This is a genomic window from Enterococcus sp. DIV0802b (assembly GCF_050543535.1).
In the GTDB taxonomy this organism is placed as follows: Bacteria; Bacillota; Bacilli; order Lactobacillales; family Enterococcaceae; genus Enterococcus_D; species Enterococcus_D entomosocium.
In genome coordinates this window covers 315,064-334,352 of the sequence record NZ_CP172941.1, presented here as the reverse complement: position 1 = coordinate 334,352, position 19,289 = coordinate 315,064, and the positions used below count along the sequence as shown (strand labels likewise).

Here is a 19,289-nt window from a genome sequence, read left to right as displayed (position 1 = left end):
CTACAAACTATCGACTACAATGTTATTTAACCGTATACAAACATCGTTAAAATAGTCATCCTATAAAATCGTTGCTTTTTAACAAACTTTCACACATTATAGCACGATGTTTAGAAAATGAAATATTTTTCATAAATTTAATTGATTTTTTAAATTATCAACGTATAATTATTCCTAATAAGTACGATTATCTTCGTAAAAAGGAGGATTCTTATGAAGTGGCAAACTCAACTCACCGTCAATGACACCCAATACACGTATATTGACTTAGCGAAAATCACCCAAGACTTAGGGGCTGATTTATCTCGCTTGCCCTACTCCATTCGAGTTTTATTGGAAAGTGTTGCTCGTCATCAGGACGAGGAAATTACAGAGGATTATTTACCATTTTTAGCGAATTGGCAGGCAGAAAGCCCTACCGGTGTCGTGCCATTCAAACCAGAGCGGGTCGTCTTGCAAGACTTTACTGGGGTGCCTGCAGTCGTTGATCTGGCTGCCATGCGGGATGCGATGGTCGCTTTAGGCGGTGCCGCAGAAGACATCAATCCTGAGATCCCCGTCACACTCGTCGTCGACCACTCTGTGCAAGTCGATCAAGCCGGTACGCCTGGGGCGATCGCTTTTAATACGGAGCGGGAATTTGAACGCAACGCAGAACGCTATCAATTCTTGAAATGGGCACAAGGTTCTTTCGACAATTTCGAAGTCGTTCCGCCTGAAACAGGGATCATTCATCAAGTCAACATCGAATCATTGTCTGATGTGATCTTGCAAAAAACACACGAAGACCAACGTCTGCTGTTTCCTGATACATTGCAAGGAACCGATTCTCACACCACGATGATCAACGGTTTGGGGGTCCTCGGTTGGGGGGTTGGCGGTATTGAAGCGGAAGCTGCGATTCTTGGCGAACCTTCTTTCTTTCCTACACCTGAAGTCATCGGGGTGAAATTTATCAACGAGATGCCTGCAGGTACCACAGCAACCGATTTAGCACTAAAAGTAACCGAAGTGCTGCGGATCGAAAAAGTGGTTGGAAAATTTGTCGAATACTTTGGCCCAGGCTATGGTCATTTGAGCTTAGCCGATCGGGCGACATTAGCGAACATGGCCCCTGAATATGGTGCCACTTGCGGTTTTTGTCCGATCGATCAAGAGACCTTGAACTACTTGGCAACGACCGGGCGCTCCAGCGAGCTGATCGAACTCGTTACCGCTTACGCCAAAGCCAACCATTTCTTTTATGATGAAACGACCGTGCCGACCTATACTAAGACGATCACCATTGATCTAGCAGAAGTTCAGCCGGCATTAGCGGGCCCCAAACGCCCGCAAGATCGGATTTTGCTTCCAGCAGTCCGTCAGGATTTTGAACAATCAGTCACGGCAGCCGTTGGTCCCAAGGGCTTTGGACTTTCGGAGGATGAATGGCAAAAAGAAACCAGCGTTACTTGGCCAGATGCTGCAGCAGACAAATTAGAGACCGGCGATATCGTTTTGGCGGCGATCACTAGCTGTACGAATACTAGCAATCCTTTCGTCATGCTCTCTGCAGGCTTATTGGCCAAAAAAGCCATTGAAAAAGGTTTGACCGTCCCTCGTACGGTCAAAACCTCCCTTGCACCTGGCTCCCAGATCGTGACCACCTATTTGCAAAACAGTGGTTTGCTGCCGTATTTAGAGCAACTCGGCTTTTATTTAGTGGGCTACGGTTGTACCACCTGTATCGGAAATTCCGGTCCTTTAGAAGCGCCGGTCGCTGAAGCAATTGAGGCGGAAAATCTACTGGTGGCGTCGGTTCTGTCAGGCAATCGGAATTTTGAAGGAAGAATCCATCCACAGATCAAAGCCAATTATTTGGCTTCGCCGCCGTTAGTTGTTGCCTATGCGATCGCTGGCAGCACTCGCAAAGATCTTACAAAAGAACCATTAGCTATCGTCAATGACGAGCCGGTGTATTTGTCTGATATTTGGCCTAGCAATGAAGAAGTCAATACTTACGTTCAAGAATACGTCGGACCAGAAGCATTTCGCGCTGCCTATGAGCATCTTTTTGATGCCAATGAACGCTGGAATGCGATCGAAACCACCACGAGCGCATGTTATGAATGGGAGGAACAATCTACTTACATTGCTCATCCACCCTACTTTGAAACATTGACCAAAGAATTGCCTAAAGCAGATGTCTTAGCCGATCTGAAAGTCTTGGCAAAATTGGGTGATTCCGTCACCACTGACCATATTTCTCCTGCCGGCAGCATCAGTATGGATTCAGCAGCTGGAAAATTTTTACAAGAAAAAGAAGTTCCATATCGTGAATTCAATTCCTTTGGTTCGCGGCGCGGCAATCATCAGATTATGATGCGGGGGACTTTCGGCAACATCCGTCTGCAAAACCAGCTGGTTCCTGGCAGTACTGGCAGTGTCACGCATTATTTTCCAACTGGGGAAACCTTGTCGATATTTGACGCCGCTATGAATTACCAAAAAGCCGGCCAAAGCTGTATCATTTTAGCTGGTAAAGATTATGGCATGGGTTCTTCTCGCGACTGGGCCGCCAAAGGGACACAATTGTTAGGCGTTAAAGTCGTCTTAGCAGAAAGCTTCGAACGGATCCATCGCAGCAACTTGGTCATGATGGGGATCATTCCTCTTGAATATCTGGCTGGTGAAAGTGCCGCCTCTTTTTCTTTAGATGGCAGCGAAACATTCTCGATCGCTTTGCCAGAAGAGCCAGCGGTCAAGCAGCTGGTCGAAGTCACTGCGCAACGGACCGACGGAGGGACTGTCTCCTTTATGACCCGTCTACGCTTTGATGCCCCGGCAGATATTCGCTATTGGAAGCATCAAGGAATTTTGCCAATGGTCATTCGAAAAAAAGCGGAATTAGGAGGAGCTGCCCATGTCTAACCAAACAACCCATGAAGCAACGACGATCACCATTCCTTACATTGCAGGAGACGGCATCGGTGCCGAGATTTGGCAGGCTGCGCAACCTGTGATTGATGCAGCTGTGAATAAAGCTTATGACAATCAGCGCCACATCGAGTGGCTGGAAGTTTTCGCTGGAGAAGCCGCCTTTGAACAGACAGGGGAATGGCTGCCGCAAGCAACCATCGATACGATCAAGGCCCAGCAATACGCCTTGAAAGGACCGTTGACTACCCCGATTGGCGAGGGCTTTCGCTCCTTGAATGTCACCTTACGGCAGACGCTGGATCTTTATGCCTGTGTCAGACCTGTTCGCTATTTTACAGGGGTCCCTTCGCCTTTAAAACAGCCAGAAAAAACCGATATGGTGATCTTTCGCGAAAATACTGAAGATGTTTATGCTGGCATCGAATTTGCCAAAGACGACGACGCAACACAGCGTTTGATCCAGACACTGCAAGCAGACTTTGCCGTCAAGGCGATTCGTTTTCCTAAAACTTCCGCTATTGGCATCAAGCCGATCTCTTTAGAAGGCAGTCAGCGCTTGATCGCTGCTGCCATTGAGTATGCGATTACTCAAAAGCGGCCCACGGTGACACTGGTGCATAAAGGCAATATCATGAAATTTACAGAAGGCGGCTTTAAAAACTGGGGCTATCAGCTTGCAGAAACCACGTACGCCGACCAGTGTTTTACAATGAATCAATACAACAAAATCAAAGCAGAAAATGGTTCAAAGGCAGCCGAAGCCGCCCTTGCCTCGGCCAAAGCGGCTGGAAAGATCGTTGTTAACGATGTGATCGCCGACAACTTTTTACAGCAGATCCTTTTGTATCCAGAAAAATTCGATGTCATTGCCACTTGTAATTTGAACGGCGACTACATTTCTGATGCACTCGCTGCACAAGTTGGCGGCATCGGGATCGCCCCCGGCGCCAATATCAACTACGATACTGGGGCAGCCATCTTTGAAGCTACCCACGGAACGGCACCGGATATCGCAGGACTTGGCAAAGCCAATCCCTGTTCACTGCTGCTATCGGCGTGCATGCTATTAGAACATTTGAACTGGCCGGAAGCTGCTGCAATACTGACGCAAGCCATTGAACAAGCCTTGCAAAGTCAGCACGTCACTGCCGACTTCGCACAGTTGATGCCCGAAGCGGTCTGTTTAACGACACAAGCGTTTGGTGAACACCTCCTTCAGCTGATCCATTCGTAAACTCAAGCTGTGATTGAGTCGGCATTTGCCTGCTCAACCGCAGCTTGATTGCGTTTCCACCTTCTGAGAAACTATACTTAGAGCATGAAAGGGGGAATTCATTTATGAGTGAATTCAACATGAGAAAAATTGGTCAGCAGATCGCTACCAAACGCAAAGAAAAAAATCTGACCCAAAGCAACTTGGCAGACCAATTACTTGTCAGCTATCAGGCGGTCAGTAATTGGGAGCGGGGCAACTCACTGCCGGACATAGAAAAATTGCCGCAGCTAGCGGCGATTTTAGGCCTATCGATCGATGAGCTGTTAGGGAAGCCAGCAGCTGCGATTCAACATTATCAAGCAGGAACCGCGCAGCCAAAAGAAATCGCCGAACTAGCTCCGCTGATCAAACCGCAAGAACTATCGGCACTGATTCAAGAAGAACCGTTTCAAGAATCTTCTTTAGACCTAGACTTATTGCCTAGACTAGCTCCTCATTTGAATAGTGCTGACTTGCAGCACTTGCTTAATGGCGCCGAAAATATCCCAGAAGATGTCATGGAAGAACTCTTGCCGTTTTTGAAAAAGCCCCAAATAGAAGAGCTCCTTAAAGGCAACCACTATTCCATGGCTTTTTGGGAAGAGGCGGCGCCCTTTTTAACCCCCAACTTTTTGGCGGGAGAAATCAAAGGTTGGCTTGAAACCCCTGACTTTCGCTTTTCTGAGATTGAAGAACTGCTTCCCTTTTTACCTGCACCGTATCTGGATGAACTCCTGCAGACGGCCCTGGAACAGCCAAACGTTACCGCATCAGAACGCTTGTCTTATGATGAAATCGAAGAACTGCTGCCGTTTCTGACAGAAGCAACGATCTGCCGTCTCGTTCAAGCACTGCCCTTCTCAACAGATGAATTGGAAGAAATCGCCCCTTTCCTCTCCTCAAAGAACTTACTTGTCCTATTAAAAAAAGGACACTAAAAAAACAAGATTCTTCTTTACTTTTGGTAAACCACCGTTTATAATTTCGTTAACCAAATAAATCTTTTTTAGGTTAACGAAATTATTACTAGAGAGAAGGATTCGATGAAATTATCATTACGTGAACAAATCCATGCCGCATTATTTGCGATCATTATTGCTGTTCTTTCCCAATTGACGATTCCGTTAGGTTTGATCCCATTGACAGGACAAACCTTTGCGATTGGACTGGCGGTGACTTTCCTCGGCACGCGAACAGGAACGATGGCGATCATCATCTACTTGCTGTTAGGATTGATCGGTTTGCCCGTTTTCGCTGGTTTTTCCAGCGGTGTCGGTGTTTTGTTAGGACCAACCGGAGGCTATTTAGTCGGCTTCCTCTTTAACGGATTGCTTACTGGATTGGTCGTAGAAAAAACGGCGTTTCGCTACACAGGAGCAGTGATCGGCAATATTGTCGGTGCGCTGGCAACTTTGTTGTTTGGTACATTATGGCTGAAATGGAGCACTGGCATGGCATGGCCGGCGGCTTTTAACGGTGGTTTTGTTTTGTTTATTATCCCCGGGATCATCAAAGCCGTTGCCGCAGCTTATCTAGGTATCTTTTTAAGAAACCGCTTGGCGCAACGACTGGCTTTGCGTTAATAAAAAACACTCGCGTCATATGCAGCGATTCCCATCAGTTAGCTTTTTCGTCTAACTTTTGGAAATCGCCACATCACGCGAGTGTTCTTTTTTAGTTGTCGATCTCTTCAATCAACAACTGCGGCCAAACTTTCTGCCACTGCTTCATCGCTTGGCGTTGTCGGTAAACCGCAAGGTACTGGTCATTTTGGGCGAAATGCGGTGTTGGACGCACCCGAAAACTGCAAACATCCTGCCAACCGAAAGGCGCCATCAATTCAATCTCGCCTTGTTTCATTCGTGCCGCCACCGCTGTACAACGCTCTGGAAACTTCGTTAAAGCATCGAAGGTACTTGTATAAGTGGGTTCCTCGGCAAAGTTGTGCTGGTGCATCAATGCTTGATTTCGAACCTCCCAAGGAAATTCGGGAAACGAACGGCGCAGTTGCGCTTCGATCGCTGCTGTTTCTTCTAAGCTTACAGTCGGATCATAAAACACGACATCAATATCGGTTATCGGCACCTCCGCTATTTTTCCGCTGAGAAAACCCCATAAATAATTCCGCAGGTACCCGGCACACAGCCAGCAATCCGGCAGCTGTAACGCTTCAATGATCGTAAGCAGTTGTCGACATTCACGATTTTTTGCAAACAAGTTCTGGATCGCTTGTTCCTTCATTGGCGTCCTCCTCTAATGGGCTCAGGCTAGTTATTTCAAGGTCCAACCACCGTCGATGGGCACGATCGCCCCCTGCAAGTAACTAGCTTGCGGGCTGGCAAGAAAAAGGGTCAGCGCTGCAACTTCTTCTGGTTGCGCCCAACGCTTGACCGGCGTCTCCTCTGCCACCCATTGCGCCATTTTTCCGTCACCGGCAAAATCAGCCGCATTCATCGGCGTTTGAATCGCACCTGGCGCGATGCCCTTCACCGAGATCCCTTGATCTGCAACATCCAATGCCAACTGTTTGGTAAACCCGACGATCGCGTGTTTTGCGGTTGTATAAGCGATCCCACCTCCACCAGCGACCATTCCAGCGATCGACGCCATATTAATGATCGTTCCGCCACCATTGGCTTGCATCAGCGGCAAAATTTCTTTCGTTAAATAAAACATGCTGGAGACATTGGTTTGAAATATCTCCTCCCACTCCATTGATGTCGTCTCAGCGATCGTATGATAGCCATCTAGTTTCCCGGCTGTATTCAACAAGATCGTCATGCCACCAAAGTGTGTAACACAAGCTTGGACCGCTGCAAGACAATTTTCTTCCACCGCTAAATCGCAACACGTGCCGAAAAAGCGGGGCTGGGCTAAAAGCGTATCAGGAAACGATTGGCAGTCAACCCCAAATACTTGAGCGCCTTCTGCAAGAAACGCCTCTGCTTGCGCTCTGCCGATGCCTGAAGCAGCTCCTGTGACAAACACAATCGTTTTGTCATCGATCCACGATGCTGTCATTCCACGATTTTCCAATCTTCCGCAAGAATGTCGCAAACAGTCGGTGCGAAACTCGAGAATCCCTCATCTGCTGTTTTGATCAAAAAGTAAGGGGTGACTGGGGCATTGTCGTACACTTCGCCTTCAACGAATGTCACATAAAGTTCAAAACCGCCCCAACCTTCACGGATGATTTTTTTGCCGGCTTTTAATTCTGGTAAGATTTCTTCAAATGTCATAATTTTTCTCCTTTGTGTTTTTCTTCTAATGGTTTAAATTGCTTGGAAATTCAATTACGAAAACAAGCAGGACTCGGTTGCTGCGCTAATACGGCAGTAGTGTGATCGCTTGCGCCAATTCTTCTAAAAGATGCGTCGTTTTATAGTCCTCAAATGCCTCATGATGGTTTCGCAGCAGCGTCCGAACTTTCGTTGGCGAATATGCTTCTGCTAAGTGATTTTCCATAACGAACCGGCGGGTCAACTGCCATTCATAATAGTAGCCGAAGGGGCGGCAATAGTAGCTGGTTCCCGCAAGTTCTTTTTTCTCAAAGCGTCGATGGGTATGCCCAAAGACAACTGCCCGAACATTGGCGTAGCGGTCGATCACTGCGCCAAAATCAGGCGACCCTAAAAACGCATTTAGGTGGTTCCAGCGGGCATACTTGCCGGTCTGACGAACAATAAACGCTTCTTGGGGCACAAAATGGGTAGAAAGAAGAATTTCTTGGTCTTGCGGCAAACGGGCCAATGTTTCCGCTAAACGCTCATTGATGGCTTGGCTGATTTCCTTATCCGATCCCTTTCGCTGAATCATGCGGTCATACCAAAACAAATTTTTCAGCCGCAAGATCTCAGATTCACTGGTCAGATCAGAATATTGGTAGTCATACCAGCCATTGATTCCCAACAGCAGTGTTTTTTCTGATAAGCGATACGTCTGAAAATTAAGAAAGGCGGGATCATCGAAAGCCTCGATCTCTTGTTCCGTCAAGTCCACCATTTCATGATTGCCCCAGTGAAAGGTCGTTGGCACCTGTCGACTTTGAAAAAATGCGACCACGTCTAATAGCCTTTGCTTTTTATTCGCCACATCTCCTGCCAGATGCAGATGGGTCACCTGATTTTGCTGCAAATAATCAGCGATCAGCTGCAGATGGGGGTCGAATAATTGGTTGATATCGACGTGCAAGTCGCTAATAACCGCCAGCGTGCCCATATCAGCGGCCTGCCGTCTGCTTTTCGATCCGTAACAATTGGACATCATTAGCTAAGATCCCGCTATTTCCCACCAATTGCAACCGTTGATAGGTCGGTTCCACCTGCATCCGAGTCTGTTCTTCTAAATACACCTGAGCCCCTTGCTTCAACCAAATCGTGCCTAAAGGTGTCGTTAAAGGGGTGTCGTAGATCGCCAATCCTTCTTCTGGATAGCTCTGTGGCACGATGATCAGGCGAAAATGGATGTCCAAACGGCAGGTGATCTCCGTTGCAGGAAACGGACCGACGCCGTCTTCAAAATCCAAATAGAGACGATCATCTGGCTGTACATAAGAGGTTATTTTTTCAATTGCTGCTGGCTCAATGTTCAGTTCCATGACGAGAGCCCTCCTTTACATAATACGTTTTTTCCATTCCTCCAGCGTGATGCCACGCGTGACTTCATCGATGATTTCTTCACCCGATTTGCGGGCAGCTGGGATCGTTGCTTCCAATTTCATCCCAATTTTCTCCATGACCCGTCCAGACTTGGGATTTCGAGCATCATGTCGAGCAAAAATCCGAATCAATTCGAGTGTTTCAAAACCAAAATGCAGCAGTGTCATTGCCGCTTCTGGCATGATCCCTTGCCCCCAGTAATCGCGACTTAATGTATAACCAAGCTCAGCGATCTCTTTTTCAGATTCCACCCGTAAATCGATGGTCCCGATCATTTTGCCTGAGTCTTTTTCTTCGATCGCATATTTCCCTAAGGGTGCAGCAACAAAATACTCGGCAATGCGCAGTTTTGTTTCGTCAACCGACCCATGTCTAGCAAAGACGAAGGTCGTCGTTTCTTCATCATTTGCATAGGCAAACATGTCTGCTGCATCCGCCAAGGAAACGGGGCGCAAGAGCAGCCTCGGTGTCTCCAACCGCTGATTTTCTGCTAATAATAGCAAATGTCGTTCTTTTGTTGTCATAGGATCCCTACTTTCTATCAGAACTCTCTCACGATCGCACCCCTCTTTTGCTATTTGTTGGATATGCTATAATAAGCATAAGTAAACGCTTTGAGGAGGATACTTCAATGTCAGACGAATTAGAAAAACGCCTTGATACAGGAATGTATGGGACGCCTCGCGTCAACCCAGATGAACAGCGCAAGTATTTAGGCACGTTTCGTGAACGGTGTTATCTTAGTATGACAGTAACAGAAATGAAGAAGAAGGACAACCAGAAAACGCTCTTGAACGCCTTACCAGATTATCAAGGTGCGCTCGTGCTGCTCAACGGAAAATTGCCAGAATCGATCCAGACCGATTACATCACTTTACTGACCAAACAACAGATGGAATTTCGGATCGTCTCCGATGCCCAAGATGCAGGTCCAGACAGTATCGGCTTGCTGATTGCCGGGAAAGAAGCCGTCAATCAAGACGTCATCGATATCGAAAAAAAATACCCTGCAGCTGCCGCTCCATCAGATAAAGAGCACGAACAACCAGAGAAAACGTCATTTTGGAAACGTCTTTTCCATTAATAGGAGGAACTATCATGGAACAATCAACACCGCCCTACCTTTCATTAAAGAAAGAACTGCTTGATGCTTTGGATTTGCATATCGATTTGTTGAAAACGGCCCCTACGATCGAATCGAGCCATCTGGATGGCGTATTGTTCATGATGCGCAGCTTGGGTTTTATGCTGGATCGCGCTCCGAAAGTACTCCTACTGGAGGATCAGAATGAAATGAACTTTATGATGTTTCAATATTATAGCCTCCTGTCGGAACTGAAGTACAATCTCGTTTTAAACTTTCCCTATGCCTCGATTCAAGGCGTACCGTTATTGACCTTGATCCAACGTTTTCCTACCACGTATGAAAAAGAAATGAAACAATGGTGGGAAGCCCGAACGGGTCTCAAGGTGGAAGAAACAAAACAAACGATTGAGATCGCTGCTTTTGAATCCTAATAAAAAAGACTGCACACTTTCGAAGGGAATCACCTTCCAGAGTGTGCAGTTCTTTGCTCTCTAAGCTTCCATCAGCTTTCGAAGACTTCAGGGAACAACAGGCGTAAAACAGACATAGTTAAGCGTCGGCCTTTCCCGCTGTATGGATAAACGTGCATATGCATCGCTGGGTTGAAATTGGCTTCAATGATTCCATAAGCCCCCGGTTCATTGGCTGGCTTGGTTTTATCTGGAATAATCAGATCGATTCCACTGATAGACGCTTGTAATGCGGCGACCGCATCGACTGCTACTTGTTTGTAGTCATCGTTGAAGTCATCCGTTACATCGATAGAATCACCGCCAGTACTGATATTCGAGTTTTCTCGCAGATAAACGATCTGCCCTTCTTCCGGCACTGAATCAACTTGATACCCTTGCTCTTTTAACATCAGTTGTTCCAGTTCCCCTAATTGAATCAACTCTAATGGAGTCCGATGATGGGTGCCGCGCAATGGATCGAGATTTTTCTCTGCGACGAGTTCCGTGATCGTACGCTTGCCGTCACCCACGACATTGGCTGGGATACGTAATAAAATCGCATCGACTCGCCCATCGATCACGAAGAACCGATATTCCGTCCCTGATAAAAAGGTCTCAACGAGGATCGAATCATCTTCCGCAAAGGCAATGGCGACCGCCGCTTGATAATCCGCTAAAGAGGCGCCTTCTTTGAAAATCGAGATACCGATCCCATAGTTGGTGGTTTTCGGTTTTACCACAAACCCGCTGTGGGCGATTTGCGGATAAAACGCGATCGCTTCTTCTGTCGAAGCGAATTCAGCACCACCTGGTACATGAAAGCCATTTTCGGCTAAGATTTTTTTGGTGACCGTTTTATTCGCCATGATCAATGGGACGATGTACTGATCCTTACTAGTCATATTGGCATTTTTAACATATTCGATGTGGTCTTTCACGGCTAATTTCAAGAACTGATCCGTTTCATCCAGTACCGTCACTTCGATGCCTTTTTGGATCGCATCGAACAAGAGAATCTGGGTCGACAATTCCATTGCTCGAAAGCCAGCTAATTGATACGGTTTTTCCCAAGCAGCTTGATGATACTTTTGTCCCAGCAATGTTGCTGTCTGCGCTTGGCTAGTTGCTTGACTCGCTGAGAAAAGACGTCCGGCGAAGGTTCTTTCTGGTTCAGCCAGCATCACAGAAAGCTGATCCAAAAATGGCGGATGCGGCAGCTCAAGGGCTTGGGCAAAGTCCATCATTTCAGCAATCAGTGCTTGCGCTTCTTGCTGATAAGTCAATCGTGCAAGTGGGTGTTCTAATGCGACCTGATCATTTTTCTGATTGCCCTCTTCGATCCACGCATCGGCATCGCTGCCTTCTTCTTTTGTACTTAAAAACAATAAGAAGAAATGTAAGAACGCGACTTGCTCTTTGGAAATGCCATAGCGGGCAAAGGGATCGATATCGATATTTCTTAACTCAATATAACGGATACCAGCTGAGGCTAGATCTGCGACCCGTTTTCCCCCACGTAAACGCACTGGCGCATAAAATTCTTTTTCTTCTGAAAGCTTTCCTGTCTCCACTAAGTTGGCAATATCCGCAAGATAGGTCTCTAACGAAGCATAAGATACCTTGACGTCTTCGTGATTCGTGTAGCCATAACGGCTATTGCGAATACTGCGGACTGGTTCTTGCGGTCCGTTTTCTGTCGTAAAATAATTGGCTTCTGATGCAGGGGTCGCCCCAAAGAAATACGTCAAAAACCAGCGATAATGCAAATAATTGCGAGTTACTTTCAAATAAAGCGCCGTTTTAAAGGCTTGATAGCTTTCCTTCGTTTCAGATAAAGCATACAGTTGCTGCAAAAAGTCTTCCGCAAATTCAAAATTGAAATGTATCCCACTGACCATTTGCTTACGGCGACCATAAGTTTTGGCCAAATAGCGGCGGTAGAGCACATCTTCAAATTGGTCTAATTTAGCAATGACGATGTCTTCTTCTTTTTCTGGTAAAGCCGGTGGCATGCTCAAAGGCCAGAGCATTTCTTCTGCTGACATCGAACGATACGCCACATCATGAATAGCCCCTAAAAAACGGAACAATTCATCCACTGAATCAGCGACCGGCGTGATCAGTTCCAGTTGATTTTCCGCAAAATCTGTTTGGATATACGGATGGAAGCGCCGATTGCCCAGCGCTTTCGGATGATCGGTTCCCGCGAACGTCCCATCGAGCCGCACCCGTTGCGCTTCACGCTCAATCCCATAGCGTCCTTTCAATAAATAGGGAAAAAGCTCTTTATGTGATAACAATGTTTTTATTTTCATTCGACTGCCCTCTATGTTCTTCTACTATTTTTTTCTTATATTCTGTTTCTTTCCATCTATTATAGTGAAAAATGGTGAAAAATGCAGAAATTTGCTCTTCACTTGTAATATCTCTTACTAAAATTACCAAGAATTTATAAAATACTTGAATAAATTTGATATTTACCTTCAAAATAAAGTATACTGCTTATAGAACAGTAAATTATTATGTCCATATTACTCTTTTTGAAAGGAAGAATAGTGAATGAAGCCACTTAATCTTACCAAACGCGAACGTCAAATCATGAATATCTTCTGGAATTCAGACAAACCTCTTTCTGCAAATGACATTGCTGTCCAACAGCAAGATCTAAGCAAGAATACCATTCAAGCAGTCGTACGTAAACTAAAAAACCACGACTTATTGAAAGTAGCAGATATCGGCTACAGCGGTACTGTTTTGACTCGGTTGTATTCTCCGAATGTGACCCAAGAAGACTTCTTAGCAGCAGAATTGTCTGATCAATCGTTATTGAATTTGATTACGAACTTTATCGAAACCAACAAAGACATCGATACGTTGAACAACTTGGAAAAAATGATCACTGAGCGCCAAGGGGAACTTAAGAAATAATCTTTCCCCCTCGTTCAACTCGTTGTATTCTGCCTGATACTTCCCAAAGTTTTTAGACAGTGCAGAAGAAAACGAATCGTTCAAACTGCTTTTCCTGATTTTTGGCAAAGTCGTGCATCGCTGTACCCACATTTGCCACGCCAAGTGTTCTCAGCTTTCCGTCACAAGTCAAGCTCATGGAAAGAGACGACGGACCCGTTTTCTCTTCCCTTTGATCTCACAAAAGCAACAATAAAGGAGAGCCATGTGCAGGTATTTGACCTGACACAGGGCTCTTCTTTTTTTATTCTTTGATCAAGCCTTTGAATAAGCCGACGACAAATTCATTTGGATCAAATGGTTCTAAATCGTTGATGCCTTCTCCAAGTCCCACTAATTTGACTGGCAGCCGCAGCTCGTTACGGATCGCCAAGACGATCCCTCCTTTAGCTGTGCCATCAAGTTTGGTTAAGACGAGGCCAGAAACATCCGTCGTCTCTTTAAACTGTTTTGCTTGATTCATGGCATTTTGCCCCGTTGTTGCATCCAACACGAGCAAGACTTCATGAGGGGCCGTTGGGTCCACTCGCTGAATGATCCGTTTGATTTTTTCTAATTCGTTCATCAAATTGACTTTGTTTTGCAAACGACCAGCGGTATCTACTAATAAAACGTCAGCATTTTCTCGTTTTGCGCGCTCCATCGCATCAAACACAACCGCTGCTGGATCGCCTCCTGCATTGCCACGAACGACTTCAACCCCAGCCCGTTCACCCCAGACCACTAATTGATCGATGGCACCAGCACGGAAAGTATCCGCTGCAGCCAATAAGACTTTCTTGCCTTCGGCTTTGAATTGATGGGCTAATTTCCCGATGCTGGTGGTTTTTCCAACACCGTTCACGCCAACAAATAAAATGACGGTCAACCCCGGTTGCATGTTCAACTCGTTGACTTCACCGACACCCGCTTCCCCATATAGGTCAACCAATTTTTCGATGATGACATTTTGGACATCTGCCGTTTTCTTCACATTACGCAATTTGACTTCTTGTCTCAATGCATCCGCGATCTTCATCGCCGCATCAAAGCCGACGTCTGCGCCGATCAGCGTTTCTTCCACTTCTTCGAAGAAGTCTTCGTCCACCGTACGGAAGTTGGCAAACAATTCGTTCATCCGTTGCCCAAAGGTTTTCCGTGATTTCGTCAATCCTTTGGTGTATTTGTCCTGCACACTTTCCGTCTCTGGCGCTGCTTGAAGGATTGGTTCAGAAGCTGGTACTTCCTCTGATGGTGTATCCTTAGCCACTTCTTCTGGAATACTTGGTGCCTCTTCTCCTTTATTCGCTGTCGTTGCTTCTTGCTGCGGGGACACTTCCGCAGTTTCTTGCTCTGCCTCCAAATCACTGGAGTCGGCGGCTTCTGCAGGTGCCACTGGTTCTGAAGCGCCTTGTTCAGCAGGAGTTTGTGCTGGCTGGCTTTCTTCTGAACGCTGTGCCTCTGGTGAGTCAGCATCGACTATCGGTTTGTCGATTTCTTGCTCTGCTTCTTTGGTTTCTCCAATCAGCGCTTTTTTGATTTTGTCAAAAAATCCCATCTTACGCACCTCCTTTTAAGACATATTCTTCAATCACTGCTGCCACACCGTCTTCTTGGTTTGAAAGGGTGACAACGTCAGCCGCTTCTTTAATGATTGGCACGGCATTGGCCATCGCTACGCCAATCCCTGCATAGCGAATCATCGGCAAGTCATTTTCTTCATCACCGATCGCCATCACTTCTTCTTGCTTGATCCCTAAATCTTGCGCCAATAGGCTGATACCATAGGCTTTGGTGATTCCTTTAGGCATAAATTCCAACAGGTTATTCCGGCTTTTGATGATTTCATATTTCTCGCGGATCTCTGAGGAAATCTCAGGGATCTTAGGATCCAAAACTTCCTGATGGTAGGCGATCACCGCTTTATTATAGAGCATCGATTCATCCAGATCAGCTACGGCAAAAGGACGACAATCCAATAAAGGATTCAAGGAGCCATAAATCGATGGATGCGCTGCTGAAGTCGGCAAACTCAAGACGATCTCTTCTGATACCACGTCTAGAGGCAAATTTAAGTCTTCCGCCACTGAAACCAATTCATGGATATCTGCCAGCTGCATCGCTGCTTTTTCAATGATCTCGCCAGTCTCATTTTTTTGAACCAAACCGCCGTTAAAGGTGATACTGTAGTCGCCGGGTTCTTTCAGCGATAATTCTTCTAAATAGGGACGGATCGCCCGCAACGGACGTCCGGTACAAATAACGATTTTCACGCCTTGTGCTTTAGCACGAGCAAGTACCTCTTTGTTGCGAGGAGTCACTTCTTTTTTGTCATTCAATAACGTTCCGTCTAAATCGATCGCAATCAGTTTAATCATACCATTCCTCCTCTATGCTTGATCTGCTGCAAAACTACCGCCTTCACGCACTTCTTCTAAGCGCACGGACACGGTCTTCGACACTCCGGACTCTTGCATGGTCACACCATACAACACATCTGCGGCTTCCATCGTTCCTTTGCGGTGGGTCACGACGATAAACTGCGTATCATTTTGGAAAGCACTCAAGTAATGACCGAAACGAGAGACATTGGCCTCATCCAATGCTGCTTCCACTTCGTCAAGCACACAAAATGGTACTGGACGAACTTGAATAATGGAAAACAATAACGCAATCGCAGTCAGCGCCCGTTCGCCCCCTGATAGCAAGCTGAGGTTTTGCAATTTCTTGCCCGGTGGTTGGGCTTCAATCTCGATCCCAGTGTTCAATAAATCTTTCGGATCTGTTAAGACTAATTCCGCATGACCGCCGCCAAACATATTAGGAAATACTTGTTTGAATTGCAGACGGATCGCATCGAAGACTTCGCCGAAACGGGTTTTGACTTCTTCATCCATTTCAGACATCGTATCAAACAGCTGTGCTTTAGCCGACAGCAGATCATCTCGCTGACTCGTTAAGAACAAATGCCGTTGATTGACTTGTTCATATTGTTCGATCGCATTTAAATTGACTGGACCAATTTGCTCGATCGCATGTTTTAGTTCCTGAATGTCGATTTTGGCTTGTTCTGCATCCTCGATTTCAGGGAAATCTTGCGCGGCCTTTTCAAAGGTGAGATTGTATTCTTCTTGTAAATACAACAAACGATTGTCCATCACCAATTCTGCGCGATTTTTTTCGATCTCAACTTCAGTTTTTTCTGACAGCTTTTCTTTTTGCGTTAAGTTTTCAGCACTCAGGGATTCGTCTAATGCGCCGATTTCTTGTTGAACCACTTGCCGTTGTTCACGAATCACCGTCAATTCCGCTGTTACCTGCTGCTTGGTTTTTGTGAATGCTTCAATTCGCTGAAGAATGTTTTCTTCTGAAAACTCATGATCGCTGACGTTACTTGTCAAGGCAGCTAACTGCCGTTCTAAGGAGTGCTGACGCGCTTCGTTTTCTTCCAATGCTTGATTCGTAGCGGCAATTTTTTGCTGCAAATGCGCCACTTGTTCTTTTTGAACGGCGAAAGCTGCCTGCAAGCGCGCACTTTCTTGTGCTAAGGTTTGGCGTTTTTCCTCGATCAAGTCTTCTTCGGCATTCATTTGATGAATATCTTGATCGATTTTCGCCAATTGCGCCGCAATATTCTTTTGCTGTTCTTCCAAACTCGTCTTCTTCTCATCATATTCTTCAAAGAAGGCTTGCACTTCGCGATGTTCAAAATCAAACACTTGCTGCTCTTGCTTCAAGCGGCTCAGGTCATTCTCAAGATTTTGTAAGCGGCTTTGCAGCTCATGCTCCGTCATACGAGCCTGTTCCCCTTGCGTCCGCAATTCTTCTAGTGCTGCTTGTGCTTCTTTGGTCGCTGCTTCAAAATGCTGGACTTGCTTTTCCGTTTTTAAAAGCCGCAAATCCAGTTGCGCCGCTTGTGCCGTCAATTGTTGCAGCTCATTGCTTTGGCTAAACAAACTACCGGCATTTTTCTTCGTTGCGCCACCCGTCATGGAACCGCCAGCATTCATGACATCCCCTTCTAAAGAAACGACCCGATAGCTATAGTTCAATGCCCGTGCTAACGCATTGGCACTTTGCAAGTCTTCGGCAATCAAGATACTACCTAACAAGTTATCCGTAATGGTTTGGACGTGTTCAGACGACTGGACCAATTCGCTGGCAACACCGATAAAGCCAGACACTTGCTTGGCTTGATTGCGGGCATAATCTGGCAAATGACGGGCTTTGATGGTCGTCAACGGCAAGAAGGTTGCACGACCGCCGCGATTTTCTTTCAAATACGTGATGGCTGCCCGTGCATCCCGCTCATTTTCAACGACAACATGCTGTGCAGCGGCGCCTAGTGCGGTCTCGATCGCCACAGTATAGTCTTGCGGCACATCGATCAACTCCGCTACTGCGCCAACGATGCCGCTGATTTGCTGTTTGTTTTTCAAAATCAAGCGAACGCCTTGATAGAAGCCGCTATAATTTTCTTGAATATCTTGCAGACTGCGCTGTTTCGCTCGTACTTGCTGCACTTGACTCATTAACTGATACATTTTCTTTTGTTCTTCATCAAAGCGTTTTTTGTTGGTCTGGGATTTTTCTTGAAGATGGATGTATTGTTTGCGTTGTTCTTCTAAAATCGCCTTAGCCTGCGTTAGCTGTTCTTCCACGATTTGCGCTTCCGTCGTCTTTTCTTTCAACGACGTATTCATTTGCGTCTGCTTGCTCAACGCCGTTTGATTTTTCGCGGCTTCTTGCTGGTATTGACGCTCCAAGTATTTCAATTCGTTTCCGATCGTTGCCTGCTCTTGCATGGCTTCGACATATTGGCTACGCAATTCTTCAATGATTTCTTTTGCTGAACGTTGGTACTTTTCCTGCTCTTGCTGACACGCCAGCATCGCTGCTTCAACTTCCTGCACACTCCGATTCTTTTGTGAAAGCAAGCCGATCAGTTCCGCTTTTTCTTCATTTAAAAGCGTGACCCGTTCCGTAACTTCCTCTAGGGTTTCTTGGTATTCCGCGGAGCTTTTTTGCGTATGTTTTGATCGCTCATCTAAGACTTCTTTTTGCCCTTCGGCTTGCTTCAGTCCTTCGGTGACCTCTAAAAGCTGCTGATTCAAACGCTCCAACGTTTCATCAAAGGCGGTACGTTGTTGCCGCAAAGAATGTAGCGACAGTTCCCCTTGGTTAATCTTTTCGGAAATCTGCGCCAGTTCTTGGTTAAAGGTACTCAGTTGAGCTTTGGCTGTCTCCCACGCTTCTTTTGCTTTCGTGATCTCTAAGACCGCATAGGCCACATCAACCGTCGTCAATTTTTCTTTTAACGCTAAAAAGCGATTGGCTGCGTCACTTTGGGCTGCCAAAGGCACCAACTGATCTTCTAGTTCATAAATGATATCTTGTAGACGGCTTAAATTGTCTTCCGTTTCAAACAACTTTTGCTCGGCTTTCTTTTTCCGCTGTTTGTACTTCAATACCCCCGCCGCTTCTTCAAAAATCCCACGACGGTCTTCTGGTTTGCTGCTGAAAATTGCTTCTACCTTGCCTTGGGAAATGATCGAAAATGATTCTTTCCCCAGCCCAGAGTCCATAAATAACTCTTGGATGTCCTTTAAGCGGCAAGCTTGTTTATTTAAGAAAAAGTCGCTTTCGCCGGTTCTTCTCAAGCGGCGAGTCACGCTGATCTCACTGTAATCCATCGGCAAGTAATGATCGCTATTGTCTAAAACGATCGTCACTTCCGCTATATTTAGCGCTCTGCGGGTGTCAGAACCTGCAAAAATAACATCAGGCATTTTGCCACCACGTAGATTTTTGGCAGATTGTTCTCCTAAAACCCAACGAATCGCTTCGGTAATATTGCTCTTGCCGCTGCCATTTGGTCCGACGACTGCAGTCACACGATGTTCGAAATCAATGACTGTGCGGTCGGCAAAGGATTTAAAGCCGGCAATCTCTATTCGTTTTAAATACACTCC

At 46.2% G+C, this 19,289-nt stretch carries 17 protein-coding genes; 7 read left to right on the top strand and 10 right to left on the bottom strand.

Annotated elements, in window-relative coordinates:
* The first annotated feature begins 213 nt into the window (after window positions 1-213).
* The 4 genes from acnA (at window position 214) to IGJ12_RS01600 (ending at window position 5,757) form a co-directional block, all read left to right on the top strand.
* Window positions 214-2,910, top strand: coding sequence for an aconitate hydratase AcnA (gene acnA, locus IGJ12_RS01615; protein WP_430619272.1), 2,697 nt, complete (start codon window positions 214-216; stop codon window positions 2,908-2,910).
* The gene (gene icd, locus IGJ12_RS01610; RefSeq protein WP_194199325.1) at window positions 2,903-4,153 is read left to right on the top strand and encodes an NADP-dependent isocitrate dehydrogenase; all 1,251 of its coding nucleotides are present in this window, start codon (window positions 2,903-2,905) and stop codon (window positions 4,151-4,153) included. Before acnA ends, icd begins: the two co-directional genes overlap by 8 nt.
* 104 nt (window positions 4,154-4,257) lie before the next feature.
* A complete protein-coding gene (locus tag IGJ12_RS01605; RefSeq protein WP_086332915.1) occupies window positions 4,258-5,112 on the top strand; it encodes a helix-turn-helix domain-containing protein in 855 nt (284 codons plus the stop codon).
* A 105-nt stretch (window positions 5,113-5,217) separates the two neighbouring features.
* Complete coding sequence (locus IGJ12_RS01600; protein WP_430619271.1) at window positions 5,218-5,757, top strand: biotin transporter BioY; 540 nt, start codon at window positions 5,218-5,220, stop codon at window positions 5,755-5,757.
* Between the two features lie 91 nt (window positions 5,758-5,848).
* Here IGJ12_RS01600 and IGJ12_RS01595 read toward each other — a convergent pair whose 3' ends face one another.
* The 6 genes from IGJ12_RS01595 to IGJ12_RS01570 form a co-directional block, all read right to left on the bottom strand.
* The gene (locus IGJ12_RS01595; protein WP_008376325.1) at window positions 5,849-6,415 is read right to left on the bottom strand and encodes a nucleotidyltransferase family protein; all 567 of its coding nucleotides are present in this window, start codon (window positions 6,413-6,415) and stop codon (window positions 5,849-5,851) included.
* A 30-nt stretch (window positions 6,416-6,445) separates the two neighbouring features.
* The gene (locus tag IGJ12_RS01590; protein WP_005232459.1) at window positions 6,446-7,195 is read right to left on the bottom strand and encodes a 3-oxoacyl-ACP reductase; all 750 of its coding nucleotides are present in this window, start codon (window positions 7,193-7,195) and stop codon (window positions 6,446-6,448) included.
* Window positions 7,192-7,413: a DUF2829 domain-containing protein gene (locus IGJ12_RS01585; protein WP_005227147.1), complete on the bottom strand. Its 222-nt coding sequence runs from the start codon at window positions 7,411-7,413 to the stop codon at window positions 7,192-7,194. The genes IGJ12_RS01590 and IGJ12_RS01585 overlap by 4 nt, the downstream gene beginning before the upstream one ends.
* Before the next feature lie 85 nt (window positions 7,414-7,498).
* Window positions 7,499-8,392 (bottom strand): metallophosphoesterase, encoded by an 894-nt coding sequence (locus IGJ12_RS01580; protein WP_005232461.1) that lies wholly within the window; start codon window positions 8,390-8,392, stop codon window positions 7,499-7,501.
* Between the two features lies 1 nt (window position 8,393).
* Window positions 8,394-8,771, bottom strand: a complete 378-nt coding sequence (locus tag IGJ12_RS01575) for an iron-sulfur cluster biosynthesis family protein (protein WP_005232463.1) — start codon at window positions 8,769-8,771, stop codon at window positions 8,394-8,396.
* A 15-nt stretch (window positions 8,772-8,786) separates the two neighbouring features.
* Entirely contained in the window at window positions 8,787-9,356 is a 570-nt protein-coding gene (locus tag IGJ12_RS01570; RefSeq protein ID WP_005232465.1) for a GNAT family N-acetyltransferase, read from the bottom strand.
* Between the two features lie 107 nt (window positions 9,357-9,463).
* On the opposite strand from IGJ12_RS01570, the gene IGJ12_RS01565 reads away from it, so the two are divergent.
* Together IGJ12_RS01565 and IGJ12_RS01560 are read left to right on the top strand one after the other, a co-directional pair.
* Complete coding sequence (locus IGJ12_RS01565; protein WP_005232467.1) at window positions 9,464-9,916, top strand: YueI family protein; 453 nt, start codon at window positions 9,464-9,466, stop codon at window positions 9,914-9,916.
* Window positions 9,917-9,930: 14 nt separating this feature from the next.
* Window positions 9,931-10,350, top strand: a complete 420-nt coding sequence (locus IGJ12_RS01560) for a hypothetical protein (RefSeq protein ID WP_005232469.1) — start codon at window positions 9,931-9,933, stop codon at window positions 10,348-10,350.
* Window positions 10,351-10,421: 71 nt separating this feature from the next.
* Here IGJ12_RS01560 and gshAB read toward each other — a convergent pair whose 3' ends face one another.
* Window positions 10,422-12,686 (bottom strand): bifunctional glutamate--cysteine ligase GshA/glutathione synthetase GshB, encoded by a 2,265-nt coding sequence (gshAB, locus tag IGJ12_RS01555; protein WP_430619270.1) that lies wholly within the window; start codon window positions 12,684-12,686, stop codon window positions 10,422-10,424.
* A gap of 244 nt (window positions 12,687-12,930) precedes the next feature.
* Between gshAB and IGJ12_RS01550 the strand changes: the two genes are divergently transcribed.
* Window positions 12,931-13,299, top strand: coding sequence for a BlaI/MecI/CopY family transcriptional regulator (locus IGJ12_RS01550; protein ID WP_005227140.1), 369 nt, complete (start codon window positions 12,931-12,933; stop codon window positions 13,297-13,299).
* A gap of 283 nt (window positions 13,300-13,582) precedes the next feature.
* On the opposite strand, the gene ftsY is transcribed toward IGJ12_RS01550, so the two are convergent.
* The 3 genes from ftsY to smc are packed head-to-tail and all read right to left on the bottom strand — an operon-like array spanning window position 13,583 to window position 19,286.
* On the bottom strand, window positions 13,583-14,875 hold the full coding sequence (ftsY, locus tag IGJ12_RS01545; protein WP_087664795.1) for a signal recognition particle-docking protein FtsY: 1,293 nt from the start codon (window positions 14,873-14,875) through the stop codon (window positions 13,583-13,585).
* A gap of 1 nt (window position 14,876) precedes the next feature.
* Window positions 14,877-15,695, bottom strand: a complete 819-nt coding sequence (locus IGJ12_RS01540; protein ID WP_016619609.1) for a Cof-type HAD-IIB family hydrolase — start codon at window positions 15,693-15,695, stop codon at window positions 14,877-14,879.
* A 12-nt stretch (window positions 15,696-15,707) separates the two neighbouring features.
* Complete coding sequence (smc, locus tag IGJ12_RS01535) at window positions 15,708-19,286, bottom strand: chromosome segregation protein SMC (protein ID WP_430619269.1); 3,579 nt, start codon at window positions 19,284-19,286, stop codon at window positions 15,708-15,710.
* Between the last annotated feature and the right edge of the window lie 3 nt (window positions 19,287-19,289).

Bases quoted from the DNA above. Each gene is read 5' to 3' on its own strand.
- IGJ12_RS01540 (WP_016619609.1), bottom strand. From the start codon at position 15,695: ATGATTAAACTGATTGCGATCGATTTAGACGGAACGTTATTGAATGAC.
- IGJ12_RS01580 (WP_005232461.1), bottom strand. From the start codon at position 8,392: ATGGGCACGCTGGCGGTTATTAGCGACTTGCACGTCGATATCAACCAA.
- ftsY (WP_087664795.1), bottom strand. From the start codon at position 14,875: ATGGGATTTTTTGACAAAATCAAAAAAGCGCTGATTGGAGAAACCAAA.
- acnA (WP_430619272.1), top strand. From the start codon at position 214: ATGAAGTGGCAAACTCAACTCACCGTCAATGACACCCAATACACGTAT.
- IGJ12_RS01560 (WP_005232469.1), top strand. From the start codon at position 9,931: ATGGAACAATCAACACCGCCCTACCTTTCATTAAAGAAAGAACTGCTT.
- IGJ12_RS01595 (WP_008376325.1), bottom strand. From the start codon at position 6,415: ATGAAGGAACAAGCGATCCAGAACTTGTTTGCAAAAAATCGTGAATGT.
- IGJ12_RS01590 (WP_005232459.1), bottom strand. From the start codon at position 7,195: ATGACAGCATCGTGGATCGATGACAAAACGATTGTGTTTGTCACAGGA.
- IGJ12_RS01550 (WP_005227140.1), top strand. From the start codon at position 12,931: ATGAAGCCACTTAATCTTACCAAACGCGAACGTCAAATCATGAATATC.
- IGJ12_RS01570 (WP_005232465.1), bottom strand. From the start codon at position 9,356: ATGACAACAAAAGAACGACATTTGCTATTATTAGCAGAAAATCAGCGG.
- IGJ12_RS01565 (WP_005232467.1), top strand. From the start codon at position 9,464: ATGTCAGACGAATTAGAAAAACGCCTTGATACAGGAATGTATGGGACG.
- IGJ12_RS01585 (WP_005227147.1), bottom strand. From the start codon at position 7,413: ATGACATTTGAAGAAATCTTACCAGAATTAAAAGCCGGCAAAAAAATC.
- IGJ12_RS01605 (WP_086332915.1), top strand. From the start codon at position 4,258: ATGAGTGAATTCAACATGAGAAAAATTGGTCAGCAGATCGCTACCAAA.
- gshAB (WP_430619270.1), bottom strand. From the start codon at position 12,686: ATGAAAATAAAAACATTGTTATCACATAAAGAGCTTTTTCCCTATTTA.
- icd (WP_194199325.1), top strand. From the start codon at position 2,903: ATGTCTAACCAAACAACCCATGAAGCAACGACGATCACCATTCCTTAC.
- IGJ12_RS01600 (WP_430619271.1), top strand. From the start codon at position 5,218: ATGAAATTATCATTACGTGAACAAATCCATGCCGCATTATTTGCGATC.
- IGJ12_RS01575 (WP_005232463.1), bottom strand. From the start codon at position 8,771: ATGGAACTGAACATTGAGCCAGCAGCAATTGAAAAAATAACCTCTTAT.